The organism is Baekduia sp., assembly GCF_035685985.1.
In the GTDB taxonomy this organism is placed as follows: Bacteria; Actinomycetota; Thermoleophilia; order Solirubrobacterales; family Solirubrobacteraceae; genus Baekduia.
This window is the reverse complement of sequence record NZ_DASRZV010000009.1, coordinates 14,390-27,041: the sequence shown is the minus strand read 5'-3', so window position 1 is coordinate 27,041 and position 12,652 is coordinate 14,390. Positions and strand designations below refer to the sequence as shown.

General features: G+C 73.9%; 12 protein-coding genes. All 12 read left to right on the top strand.

What is annotated here, in order from left to right; translation table 11 throughout:
* Positions 1-47: 47 nt before the first annotated feature.
* The gene (locus tag VFG42_RS03720) at positions 48-512 is read left to right on the top strand and encodes an FAS1-like dehydratase domain-containing protein (RefSeq protein ID WP_324905388.1); all 465 of its coding nucleotides are present in this window, start codon (positions 48-50) and stop codon (positions 510-512) included.
* Positions 509-925 (top strand): MaoC/PaaZ C-terminal domain-containing protein, encoded by a 417-nt coding sequence (locus VFG42_RS03715; RefSeq protein ID WP_324905386.1) that lies wholly within the window; start codon positions 509-511, stop codon positions 923-925. Before VFG42_RS03720 ends, VFG42_RS03715 begins: the two co-directional genes overlap by 4 nt.
* On the top strand, positions 922-2,331 hold the full coding sequence (locus VFG42_RS03710) for an amidase (RefSeq protein WP_324905384.1): 1,410 nt from the start codon (positions 922-924) through the stop codon (positions 2,329-2,331). The genes VFG42_RS03715 and VFG42_RS03710 overlap by 4 nt, the downstream gene beginning before the upstream one ends.
* Positions 2,328-3,410 carry an aromatic ring-hydroxylating dioxygenase subunit alpha gene (locus VFG42_RS03705; RefSeq protein ID WP_324905382.1) on the top strand — a complete coding sequence of 361 codons (1,083 nt, stop codon included), beginning with the start codon at positions 2,328-2,330 and terminating at the stop codon, positions 3,408-3,410. Before VFG42_RS03710 ends, VFG42_RS03705 begins: the two co-directional genes overlap by 4 nt.
* Positions 3,411-3,554: 144 nt before the next feature.
* On the top strand, positions 3,555-4,274 hold the full coding sequence (locus VFG42_RS03700; protein ID WP_324905380.1) for a TetR/AcrR family transcriptional regulator: 720 nt from the start codon (positions 3,555-3,557) through the stop codon (positions 4,272-4,274).
* Complete coding sequence (locus VFG42_RS03695) at positions 4,271-5,923, top strand: ABC transporter substrate-binding protein (protein WP_324905378.1); 1,653 nt, start codon at positions 4,271-4,273, stop codon at positions 5,921-5,923. Before VFG42_RS03700 ends, VFG42_RS03695 begins: the two co-directional genes overlap by 4 nt.
* A 2-nt stretch (positions 5,924-5,925) precedes the next feature.
* Positions 5,926-6,876, top strand: a complete 951-nt coding sequence (locus VFG42_RS03690) for an ABC transporter permease (RefSeq protein ID WP_324905376.1) — start codon at positions 5,926-5,928, stop codon at positions 6,874-6,876.
* Positions 6,873-7,733, top strand: coding sequence for an ABC transporter permease (locus tag VFG42_RS03685; protein WP_324905373.1), 861 nt, complete (start codon positions 6,873-6,875; stop codon positions 7,731-7,733). Before VFG42_RS03690 ends, VFG42_RS03685 begins: the two co-directional genes overlap by 4 nt.
* Entirely contained in the window at positions 7,733-9,178 is a 1,446-nt protein-coding gene (locus tag VFG42_RS03680) for an amidase (RefSeq protein WP_324905371.1), read from the top strand. Before VFG42_RS03685 ends, VFG42_RS03680 begins: the two co-directional genes overlap by 1 nt.
* Positions 9,175-10,170, top strand: a complete 996-nt coding sequence (locus tag VFG42_RS03675) for an ABC transporter ATP-binding protein (protein ID WP_324905369.1) — start codon at positions 9,175-9,177, stop codon at positions 10,168-10,170. Before VFG42_RS03680 ends, VFG42_RS03675 begins: the two co-directional genes overlap by 4 nt.
* Positions 10,163-10,984 (top strand): ABC transporter ATP-binding protein, encoded by an 822-nt coding sequence (locus VFG42_RS03670; RefSeq protein ID WP_324905367.1) that lies wholly within the window; start codon positions 10,163-10,165, stop codon positions 10,982-10,984. The genes VFG42_RS03675 and VFG42_RS03670 overlap by 8 nt, the downstream gene beginning before the upstream one ends.
* The gene (locus tag VFG42_RS03665; RefSeq protein WP_324905365.1) at positions 10,981-12,597 is read left to right on the top strand and encodes an amidohydrolase; all 1,617 of its coding nucleotides are present in this window, start codon (positions 10,981-10,983) and stop codon (positions 12,595-12,597) included. The genes VFG42_RS03670 and VFG42_RS03665 overlap by 4 nt, the downstream gene beginning before the upstream one ends.
* Positions 12,598-12,652: the final 55 nt, after the last annotated feature.

Here is a 12,652-nt window from a genome sequence, read left to right as displayed (position 1 = left end):
GTAACAGAAAAAAACATCACGACGACTTTTTTGTGTACGGTGCCGCCATGATCGACCCGGAGCTGGTGGGGCAGGAGCTGGGGAGCGTGCGCTTCCCGGTCGAGCGGAGCAAGTTGTACGAGCTGGCTCGTGCCCTGCACGACGACGACGCGGCGTGGCACGACCCCGACGCCGCGGCCGCCGCGGGCTTCGACGGCGTGCCGCTCCCGCCGACCGCGACCGTGCTCGCCGACCACTGGCGCGCCGACGGCGCGCTCGCCCCGGCCCTCGCCCTCGGCGCCGACCTGGGTCGGCTGCTGCACGGCGAGGCCGCGTGGGAGCTCCTGCGCCCGGTCGCGCTGGGCGAGGAGCTGCGGGCGACCACGCGCGTGGTCGACGTCACCACCCGCGAGGGCCGGCGCGGCGGCACGATGACGCTGGCGACGATCGCCACCGACTTCGTCGCCCCCGACGGCGAGGTCGCGATCCGCCGGACCGACACGCTGATCGAGACCGGCGAGGCGGCGGCATGACCGCGCTGCCCGCCGCGCCGGTCGCCCTCGCCGCCGGCGACGCCATGCCGCCGCACAGCGTCGGTCCGCTGACCCGCACCGACATCGTCCGCTACGCCGGCGCGGGCGGCGACCTCAACCCGATCCACCACGACGAGCCGCTCGCGCGCGCGGCCGGGTTCCCGACGGTCTTCGGCATGGGGATGCTGCACGCCGGCGTGCTCGGGATGCGCCTCGCGCGCTGGGTCGGGCCGACGCACATCAAGACCTACAACGTGCGGTTCGTCGGCCAGGTCTGGCCCGGCGACGTCCTCGCGTTCACCGGGACCGTCGCGTCGGTCGCCGACGGCGTGGCGACGCTCGAGCTGGTCGTCGCCTCCTCCAGCGGCGGCGAGGTCCTGCGCGCCACGGCGACCGCGGCGGTCGCGGCGTGAGCGCCACCGACGTCACCGCGCCGCACGCGCTCGGCGCCGAGGAGGCGCTGGCGCTGTTCCGCGCCCGCGCGCTCTCGCCGGTCGAGCTGATGGAGGACGTGCTCGCGCGCGCCGACGCCGTCGAGCCGACCGTCAACGCGCTGCCGTTCGTCCACGCCGAGCGGGCGCTGGAGCAGGCCCGCGCGGCCGAGGCGCGCTACGCCCGCGGCGGCGACCGCGCGCGCCCGCTGGACGGCCTGCCGGTCGCGGTCAAGGAGGAGGCGCCGATCGAGGGCCTGCCCAACACCTATGGGTCGCTCGTGCACCGGGACGCCGTCGCGACCGAGACCGCGCCGTTCGTGCGCCGCATCCTCGCGGCCGGCGGGATCGTGCACGCCCAGACCGCGACGCCCGAGCTGTCGTGCGCGGCCACCACGCACAGCCGGCTCTGGGGCGTGACGCGCAACCCCTGGGACGCCACGCGCGCGGTCGGCGGCTCGTCGGGCGGCTCGGCCGCGGCGCTGGCCTCCGGCACCGCGCCGCTGGCGACCGGCTCGGACATCGGCGGCTCGATCCGGATCCCGTCGGCCTACTGCGGCACGGTCGGCTTCAAGCCGCCGCCCGGGCGCGTGCCCGAGATGCCGCCCTTCAACCGCGACTACTACTGCCACGAGGGGCCGATGGCCCGCTCGGTCGCCGACGTCGCGCTGCTGCAGAACGTCATCTCCGGGCCGCACCACGCCGACGTCGCGTCGCTGCGCCCCAAGCTGTGGGTCTCGGGCACGCGGCCCGGCGTCGCCGGCTGGAGGATCGCGGTCTGCGTGACGCTGGGCGACTACGAGGTCGACGCCGACTGGGCGGCCAACGCGCTGGCCGTCGCCGACGCGCTGCGGGCCGCCGGCGCCGACGTGCGCGAGGTCGAGCTGCCGTGGAGCGCCGAGCGGATCGGCCATGCCGCGCTCTGCCATCTCGGGACGACGATGGGCGCGGCGACCGGCGCGCTGCTCGACGAGCACCGCGACCAGCTCAACGACTACACCATCGCGCTGGCCGAGACGGGCCGGGCGCTGGGGCGCGAGGCGCTGCTGGAGGGCATGGCGATCGAGGGCGCGTTGTACCCCGCCCTGGGTCGCCTGCTCGAGGACCACCGGGCGCTGATCTGCCCGACGATGGCCGTGGGGCCGTGGGAGGCGGGCATGAGCGTGCCGCTGCACCGGATGACGCGGGAGGCGATGACGCTCCCGTTCAACATGTTCTCCAACTGCCCGGTGATCGCGATGCCGTCCGGGCACGACCGCCACGGGCGGCCGACGGGCGTGCAGGTCGTCGGGCCGACGTTCGACGACCTGTCGGTCTTCGTCGTGGCCGCCACGATCGAGCGCGAGCGGCCGTGGCCGCGGCTGGCGCCCGAGCCGGTGGCGGCATGAGCGGCGCGAGGCACGCGGCGCTCGACGCCATCGCCTACTCCGACCCCGCGCGGTCGCGCGCGGAGATCGCCACGATCTTCCGCACGACCTGGCAGGTCGCCGTGCTCGCGCGCGACGTGGCGCGGCCGGGGTCCTACGCGACCGCCGAGATCGGCGGGATGCCGGTCGTGCTCACCCGCGACCGCGACGGCGTGCTGCGCGGCTTCCGCAACGTCTGCCCGCACCGGGCGATGATCCTCGCCGACGGTACCGGGCCGGCCAAGCTCCTGCAGTGCCCCAACCACGCGTGGACGTTCACGCTGCAGGGGCGGCTGCGCCACGCCCCGCGCGCCGACCGCGAGCCGAGCTTCCGCGCCGACGGCCTCGACCTGCGGCCGGTGGCCGTCCGCGAGTGGGGCCCGCTGGTGCTCGTCAACGTCGACGCGGACGCCGCGCCGCCGACCGCCGAGCTCGACGCGATGGGCGCCTCGATCGCCGCCGCCGGCATGGACCTCGACGGCCTCGTGCCGGTCGGCCCGGTCTACGACTGGGACATCGCCGCCAACTGGAAGATCGTCTGCGAGAACTACCTCGAGTGCTACCACTGCGCGGTCGTCCACCCGAGCTTCTCGAAGGTCTTCGACGTCAGCGCCGACCGCTACGCCTTGGCGCCGGCCGGCGACCTGCTCTCGGCCACCGCGCCGGTCAAGGACACCAGGAAGCTCGACGAGCAGCAGGCGGTGCTCGCCACGCGGTCCGGTCCCGTCGAGGAGAGCCTCTGGCACCTGCTGTTCCCGGCCATGACCATCAACATCTATCCGGGCGAGGGCGCCTTCGAGGCCACCTGGTACTGGCCGGTCGACGCGCACACGACGCGCGGGCGCACGGCGGTCTTCCTCCCGGAGGGCGCGACCGAGGAGTACGCACGGCAGGTGACCGAGCTGTCGCTGCGGGTCGGCGAGGAGGACAACGCGCTGTGCGAGGCGATGCACCGCGGGATGGCCTCGGGCGCGATCGAGCGCGGCCGCCTGATGGAGGACAGCGAGGCGCTGCTGGTCCGCTTCCAGCGCCGCGTGCGCGAGCTGATGGGCGAGGCGTAGATGCCGTCGCGCGAGCGTCGCGCGCGCTACCCGACCGCGCGACCGCCGGGCGGGCCAAACCGGCGCACGGTCGTGCGCCGCCCTGGCCACATTGGTGTCAACTGCGTTGACACCAGCGATGGCGTAGGCGTACGGTGCCGCGCCATGGAGAGAGGAGCGGCGGTCGACGCCGCCGAGCCGCCGCGTGCCCGCTTGGACCGCGAGCGCATCCTGGACGCGGCCGAGGCGATCGTGCACCGGGAGGGCGTGGGCCGGTTGACGATGCGGCGCATCGGCACCGAGCTGGGGTCCGACCCGACCGCGATCTACCGGCACTTCCGCGGCAAGGACGAGCTGCTGGTCCAGCTCGCCGACCGCCTCTTCGGGACCGAGATCGACGTCGACCCGGCGCTGCCGTGGCGCGAGCAGATGAAGATCGAGCTGCGCCACGCGATGTACCGCTACCGCAGCCACCCCGAGCTGGCGCGGCTGCTGGCGGTCCAGCCCGACGACACGCCGAGCCTGCAGCGGATCGCCGAGCGCAACCTGCAGACGTTGACCGAGCGCGGGCTGTCCGACGCGCAGGCGGCGATGATGTTCCAGGTCATCGAGAACCACGTCGTCGGCACGGGCCTCTACTACGCCCACGTCGAGGACGCCGACGACCCCCGTCTTCGCGACCCCGGCGCGATGCGCCGCGCGTACGCGCTGCTGCCCGCCGACCGCTTCCCCAACGCGGTCCGCGCGGCGGCCCACCTCTTCCCGGATCTCGACGCCGCCTACGACTTCGGCAGCGACCTGATCCTGGACGCCATCGAGCGATTGGTCGCCCAGGGCGGCGACGAGCCCGGTTCCACCTCTACCGACGGAGTGCCCACACCATGAGCAGAGTCCTCGTCCCGGCGACGGCCGCCGCCGCCCTGGCCGCGCTGGCCGTCAGCGGCTGTGGCAAGGCCGCGCCCTCCACGGCGACCGGCGGCACCACGAACGGCGCGGCGGCGCCGACCGCGAACACCCAGCTGCCGGCGACCACGCCCGCGGCCACGGGCGACGTCGCCAAGATCACCTGGGCGACCTACCGCGAGGTCGGCACGCTCGACCCGATCCAGGCCTTCGACTACCCGGAGAACACGGTCGACACGGCGTTGTGCGATGCCTTGGTCAAGCAGCAGCCCGACGGCACGCTGGCCGCGGGCCTGTCGGCGCTGCCCGAGCACCCCGACGACAAGACCACGGTCTTCAAGCTCCAGGACGGCGCGAAGTTCTCCGACGGGCAGCCGGTCACCGCCGCCGACGTCGTCTACAGCCTCAAGCGCGCCGCCGACCCGAAGTCCGGCGGCTTCTACCCGCAGGTCTTCGCGCGCGTCGCGTCGATCGCCGCCACCGACGACCACACCGTCACGCTCAAGCTCAAGCAGCCGGACTTCTGGCTCGACGGCGAGCTGTCGCAGATGGCGGGCATCATCTACGAGAAGGCCTACGCCGAGAAGCAGGGCAAGAAGTTCGGGACGCCCGGCGGCGGGATCGTCTGCGCCGGCCCCTACAAGGTGGGCTCCTGGAAGGCGGGCGCGCAGCTGACGCTCGTCAAGAACGACAACTACTGGGGTCCGGACAAGCCGAAGGTCGGCCAGATCGACTTCAAGGGCGTCCCCGACGAGTCGTCGCTGACCACGGGCCTGATCACCGGCGGGATCGACGGCTCCTACCCGCAGGCGCTCAGCGCGCTGGACCAGCTGCGGTCCAACCCCAAGGTCACGGTGAGCGAGGGCCCGTCGTTCGCGATGGACGCGCTGGTCATCTCCAGCCTCAAGGGCGTGCTCGGCGACGTGCGCGTCCGCCAGGCGCTGTCGATGGCGATCGACCGCAAGGCCTACATCCAGACGGTCTACAAGGGCGGCGCGCAGCTGCCGCGCACGCTGGCCAACCCCGGCTCGTGGGGCTACGGCCGCGAGGTCTTCGCGGCCGACTGGGCGAAGCTGCCCGAGCCCACGCAGGACGTCGCCAAGGCCAAGCAGCTGGTCCAGGAGGCGGGCGCGACGGGCAAGACGCTCACGCTCGGCATGACCAGCGAGGTCTCCAACCTCAACTCGGCGGCCAACGCGCTGCGCACCGCGGGCGAGGCGATCGGGCTGAAGGTGAAGTTCAAGGCCGTCTCGGCGCAGAACTTCATCAACTTCTTCACCGACCCCAAGGCGCGCGAGGGCGTCGACGGCTTCCCGACCGTCAACTACCCCGACTACGCCGATCCGGCCGCGTTCTACAACACGTTCGTCTCGGCGGACGGCACGCAGAACTACTCCGGCTTCAGCGACCAGCGGATCACCGAGCTGATGAGCCAGGCGCGTGAGACCGGCGACGCCGACGCGCGCGCCAAGCTCGTCGCCGAGGCCGGCGACCGGATCATGCAGCAGCTGCCGTGGATCCCGATGGCCGCGCCCAGCAACGTGCTGATCACCTCCAGCAAGATCACGGGCGCGCCGGCCTCGTTCGCCTACATGGGCGGGCCCTGGGCCAACCTGATCGGGAGCAAGTAGCGATGCGGTCGTTCGTCGCGCGGCGTGCCGGGATGCTGGTGGTGGCGCTGCTCGTGTCCAGCTTCGTGGTGTTCGCGTCGCTGGACCTCGCGCCGGGCGACCCGCTCTCGACGCTCTCCGGCGGCCGCACCCTGCCGCCGGAGGCCGTCGCCCAGTTGCGCGCCCAGTACCACCTCGACGACCCGTTCCTCGAGCGCTACGTGCACTGGCTGGGCAACGTCGTCCTGCACGGCGACCTCGGCACGTCGATCGCGTTCCGCGAGTCGGTCACCTCGGTGATCGGCGCGCGGATCGGGACGACGATCGACCTGGTGCTCTACGCGGCGCTGCTGATCGTCGTCTTCGGCATCGGGCTCGGCGTGCTCGCGGGGCTGCGCCGCGGTCCGGTCGACAGCTCGATCGTGGCGATCACCACGGTCTTCGCGGCGGTGCCGTCGTTCGTGGCGGCGATCGTGTTGTTGTCGGTCTTCTCGGTCAACCTGGGGTGGTTCCCGGCGCTGGGCGGCGGCGACGGAGGCATGGACACCATCAAGCACCTGACGCTGCCCGCCATAGCGCTGGCGCTCAGCGCGATGGCGATCGTCGTGCGCGTCACCCGCGTGGCGGTTCGCACCGAGCTGGGCCGCGAGCACGTGGAGACCGCGGTCTCGCGCGGGATCCCGTACCTGCAGGTCGTGCGCCGCCACGTGCTGCGCAACGCGGCGATCCCGGTGACGACGGTGGTGGGGATCACGATCACCTCGCTGATCGCGCTGTCGGCGGTCGTCGAGCGCGCGTTCTCGCTCGACGGCCTCGGCGCCGCGCTCGTGCAGGCGGCGTTGTCGAAGGACTTCGCGGTCGTGCAGGGGATCGCGCTGGTCTTCGTCGCGGCGTTCGTGGTGGCCAACGCGATCGTCGACGTGCTCTACGCCTTCCTGGACCCGCGGGTCGCGATCGGGAGCCGGGCGGCATGAGCACCCCATCCTTCGCCCTGGAGCAGGTGCGCACGCGGCGCCGTCGCGTGGCCGGCCACCAGGTCGTGTTCTGGGTCTGCTCGGCCATCGTGGGGCTGGCCGTCTTCCTGGCGATCTTCGGCCCGCTGCTGGCGCCGCAGGACCCCAACGCCTCCAACCTGGCCGACGCGTTCGTCGGGCCGGTGTCCGGGCACGCGCTGGGCTTCGACTCCCAGGGCCGCGACCTCCTGAGCCGCCTGCTGACCGGCGCGCGGACGTCGATGGCCGGGCCGCTGCTGGTGGTCGTCGTCTCGGTGTCGGCCGGCGCGACGCTGGCGGTCGCCGCCGCGTGGGCGGGCGGCTGGGTCGACTCCATCATCTCGACGGTCCTCGACATCATGTTCTCGTTCCCCGCGATCCTGCTGGCCGTGCTGGCCGCCGCGGTCTTCGGGGCGGGCCTCACGGCGCCGACGCTCGCGCTCGGCGCCGCCTACACGCCGTACATCGCCCGCGTGCTGCGCGGCGCGGCGCTGCGCGAGCGCGCGCGGGAGTACGTCGCGGCCTGCGAGGTCCAGGGCCTCGGCGCGTGGACGATCTGCGCGCGCCACCTCGCGCCCAACCTGCTGCCGCTGATCGTCGCGCAGGCGACGCTGACCTTCGGCTACGCGATGGTCGACTTCGCCGCGATCTCCTACATCGGGCTGGGCGTGCAGCCGCCGACCGCCGACTGGGGCGTGATGGTCTCCACCGGCCAGGCCGGCGTGCTGCAGGGCTACCCGTTGGAGTCGCTGACCGCGGGCGGGTCGATCGTGCTCGTGGTCGTCGCCGTGAACCTGCTGGGCGAGCGCCTGGCCGCCAAGGACGCCGAGGGACGCTGATGAGCGAGTTGTACGCCATGTCCGCCACCGAGGCTCTGGCGCGCTTCCGGGACCGATCGCTGTCGCCGGTCGAGCTGCTCGACGCGGTGGTGGCGCGGGCCGAGGCGGTCGAGGGCACGGTCAACGCGCTCGTGCACGAGCGCTACGAGCAGGCGCGCGCCGAGGCGCGGGCCGCCGAGGACCGCTACACGGCCTGGGCGGCGCGCGGCGGGGCGGAGCCGCGCGCGCTGGAGGGCATCCCGCTGGCGATCAAGGAGGAGGAGGCGGTCGCGGGCCAGCCGTGGACGCAGGGCTCGCTGATCTACCGGGACACCGTGGCCGAGCACTCGTCGGCCTTCGCGCGGCGGATGCTCGACGCGGGCGCGATCGTCCATGCGCGCACGACCGCGCCGGAGTTCTCGTGCGCGTTCTTCACGCACTCGCGCCTGCACGGGGTCACGCGCAACCCGTGGAACCCCGCGTTCGGGGTCGGCGGGTCGAGCGGCGGCGCGGGCGCGGCGCTGGCGTCCGGTACGACGACGCTGGCGTCGGGCTCGGACATCGGCGGCTCGATCCGCGTGCCGGCGTCGTTCAACGGCGTCGTCGGCTTCAAGCCGCCCTACGGCCGGGTGCCGGTCGACCCGCCGTTCAACCTGGACGTCTACTGCCACTGCGGGCCGCTGGCGCGCACGGTCGCCGACACCGCGCTGTACGAGAACGTGGTCGCGGGGCCGGATCCGGGCGACGTCGCGTCGCTGCGGCCCGCCTACGTGCTGCCGACGGCGTTCGACGGCGACCTGACGGGGATGCGGATCGCGGTGTCGGTCGACCTCGGGTCGTTCCCGGTCGACCCGGAGGTCGCGGAGAACACGCGCGCGGTCGCCGTGGCGCTGCGCGCCGCGGGCGCGACCGTCGAGGAGGTCGACCTGGTGGTGTCGCGGGCGAAGGTCGAGCGCGCGACGTCGATCCACTTCCACCTCGGCTTCGGCGCGTGGATCGGCGCGGAGACCGCGGCCCACCCCGAGCTGGCCACCGACTACGCGGCGGCGTTCGCCGACCAGCTCGCCGAGCGGGCCGAGGGTGGGACGTTGATGGAGAAGAACACGCTGGAGGCCGAGCTGTACGCGCCGGTCGGCGAGTTGTTGGAGGACTTCGACCTGCTCGTCTGCCCGACGGTCGGCACGCGCGGGCTGGTCGCGGGGGACTCCTACGTCGACCACGGGCTGACGGTCGGCGACGTCGACCTCGACTTCTCCTTCGGCGCGTCGCTGACGCCCGTGTTCAACATCATGTCGCGCTGCCCGGTCCTGGCGGTGCCGTCGGGCTTCGCCGACAACGGCGTGCCGACGGGCGTCCAGCTCGTGGGCCGGACCTACGACGACGTCACGCCGTTCCGCGTCGGCGCCGCGCTCGAGCGCGTCCGGCCCTGGCCGCTGGTCGCGCCGGTCACGGAGGTCGCCGCGTGAGCGCGCTGCTGGAGGTCGAGCACCTGGCCGCGCGGCTGCCGGTCGAGGGCGAGCTGCGCACGGTCCTGCACGACGTGTCGCTGTCGATCGCCGCGGGCGAGGCGGTCGGGCTGGTCGGCGAGTCGGGCTCGGGCAAGTCGATGACCGCGCGGGCGGTGGCGCGGCTGCTGCCGTCCGGCGCGCAGGCCGACGGCGCGATCCGCTTCGACGGCAAGGACGTGGCCGCGCTGAAGGGCGGCGGGCTGCGCGACTACCGCGGCGAGGTCGCGATGGTCTTCCAGGACCCGCGCGCGCACGTCAACCCGGTGCGGACGATCGGCGACTTCATGGTGGAGGCCTTGCGCGCGCTGCGCGGCGTGGACCGCGGGACGGCGCGCAAGCGGGCGGTCGCGGCCCTGGCCGACGTCGGGATCCCCGAGGGCGAGCGGCGGCTGGGCCAGTACCCGCACGAGCTGTCGGGCGGCCTGCTGCAGCGCGTGATGATCGCCACCATGTTGCTCACCGAGCCGCGGCTGGTGCTGGCCGACGAGCCGACGACCGCGCTGGACGTGACGACCCAGGCCGAGGTGATGGCGATCCTCGACGAGCTGCGGCGCGAGCGCGGGATGGCGTTGTTGTTCATCACGCACGACCTCGAGCTGGCGGGCGCGGTGTGCGACCGGACCAGCGTGATGTACGCGGGCTCGATCGTCGAGACGCGCGAGTCGGCCAAGCTGCACGACGACCCGCTGCACCCCTACACGGCGTCGCTGGCGACCGCGCGGCCGACGATCGACGCGTCGGTGCGCCGGCTGGCCGCGATCCCCGGTCGCCCGGTCAGCGCGTTCGAGGCGCCGGAGGGCTGCGCGTTCGCGCCGCGGTGCGCATACGCGCAGGACCGCTGTCGCGCGACGAGGCCGCCGATCGAGGCGCTGGACGGCGGGCTGGTGCGGTGCGCGCGCGCCGAGGAGCTGCGCGGGCGTCTGACGGAGAAGGTGGTCAACCATGGCTGACGAGCTGGTCCTGGAGGCGACGGGCCTGCGCAAGGCGTTCGGGGACGTCGTGGCGGTCGACGGCGTCGACCTGGCGGTGCCGCGCCGGGGGTCGCTGGCGATCGTCGGCGAGTCGGGCTCGGGCAAGACGACGGTCGCGAAGATGATCGTCGGCCTGGAGGCACCGACCGCGGGGACGATCGTGGCCTGCGGGCGCGACCGGTCCGCGCCGGCGCGCGGGGCCAAGGAGCGCCGGCGGCGCGGCGGCGAGGTCCAGATCGTCTTCCAGGACCCGTACTCGTCGCTGGATCCGCGCCACAGCGCGGTGCAGGCGGTCGACGAGGTCCTGCGCCTGCACCGGCCCGACATGGACAAGGGCGCGCGGGCGGCGCGGGTGGCCGAGCTGGGCGAGCTGGTCGGGCTGGACGAGCGCCAGCTGCGCGCGCGGCCGCGCGCGCTGAGCGGGGGCCAGCGCCAGCGGATCGCGATCGCGCGCGCCCTGGCGGCCGACCCGCAGGTCGTCATCCTCGACGAGTCGGTCGCGGCCCTGGACGTCTCGATCCAGGCGCAGATCCTCAACCTGCTGGCCGACATCCGCGAGCGGACGGACATCTCCTACATCCTGATCTCCCACGACCTCGCCGTCGTGCGGCAGATCACCGACGAGGTGATCGTCATGCACCGCGGGAAGGTCGTCGAGCGGGGCGGCACGGCCGATGTGCTCGACCACCCGCGGCAACCGTACACCCAGCTCCTGCGGGCCTCCGTCCCGCGGCCGGGCTGGAAGCCGGCGCGCGGTCCGCGCGCCACGACCGAAGAGGGCTCCGTCGCATGACCCCGCTGGACCTCGCGCTCGTCAACGGGCGCGTCCGCACGCTGAACCCCGAGCTGCCGTCGGCCACCGCGCTGGGCGTGCGCGGCGACGCGATCGTCGCGCTGGGCGACGACGCGGAGGTGCGCGCGGAGGTGGGCTCCGCGACCGAGGTGATCGACCTGCGGGGCGCCTGCGTGCTGCCCGGGATCGTCGACTCGCACGTGCATCCGTTCCACGGTGCCTTGGACGCGCGCGGCGCCGACCTGATGGACGCGCGCACGCTGGACGACGTCCAGCGCCTGGTCGCCGCCGAGCGCGCGAAGTGCGCGCCGGACCAGTGGGTGCTCGGCTACGGGTTGGACTACAACGCGTTCGCGGAGTCGGGCATCAGCGGCGAGCTGATCGCGGCCGCCGCCGGCGGCGGGCCGGCGTTGTTGACGTTCATCGACTTCCACACCGCCCTGGCGACGCCGCGCGCGCTGGAGCTGGCCGGCGTCGACGGCGCGCGGGCGTTCGCCGAGCACGCGGAGATCGTGGTCGACGCGGGCGGGCGGCCGACCGGCGAGCTGCGCGAGCGCGGCGCGATGGACCTGGTGGCCGAGGCGATGCCGGCGCTGACCGACGCGGAGCGCTACGGGATCCTCGCCGACCAGCTGCGGCGCTTCGCGGCGACCGGCATCACCGGCCTGCACGGGATGGACGGGACGCTGGCGACCCTCGACACGCTGCGCGAGCTGGAGGGCAACGGCGACCTCGTCACCCGCATGGTGATGCCGTTCTGGTCGCAGCCCGACACGCCCGAGGAGACCTGGGAGGCCTACGCGCGCCACCGGACCGAGCGCGGCGAGCGCTGGCGCATGGGCGTCGCCAAGCTGTTCATCGACGGCGTCATCGACACCGGGACCGGCTGGCTGTTCGAGGAGGACTCCGAGGGCGACGGCCTGGCGCCGTTCTGGCCCGACATCGACAAGTACTTCCGCGCGGTGTCGTTCTTCGCCGCCGAGGGCTTCCAGATCGTCACGCACGCCACCGGCGACCGCGGCGTCCACGAGGCGCTCAACGCCTACAAGAAGGCCGGCGCCGCGCCGGGCGTGCGCCATCGGATCGAGCACATCGAGACGCTCCAGCCGTCCGACCTGCCGCGCTTCGCCGCCGAGGGCGTGATCGCCTCGATGCAGGCCCAGCACATGATGTGGATCGAGCCCGACCGCAGCGACAACTGGTCGCGCCGCCTGGGCGCCGAGCGCACCGCGCCCGGCCGCGCCTTCCCGATCCGCTCGCTGTGGGAGTCCGGCGCGCACGTGACGCTCGGCTCCGACTGGCCGGTCGCCCGCTACGACTGGCGCGAGGGCATGGCCGCCGCCCGCCTGCGCCGCCCGCCCGGGCATCCGAACCGCGAGGCCTTCGACGACCAGGGCCTCACCGCGCTGCAGGCCCTGGAGGGCTACACGACCCGCCCGGCGGCGACCGTCGGCGACGACCGCCTCGGAGCGCTGCGGACCGGGCGGCTGGCGGACCTCACGGTCGTGGCCGAGGACCCGGTCGAGCTGAGCGCCGACGACCTGCCGGCGAACCCGGTGACGCTGACGGTGGTCGGGGGCGACGTGGTGTTCCGCGGGGCGTCGGTGGGATGAGGCGCTGACGGGGCGGCGGCGACGAGCCCCGCGGGATGTCCGTGGGGCTCGCCCC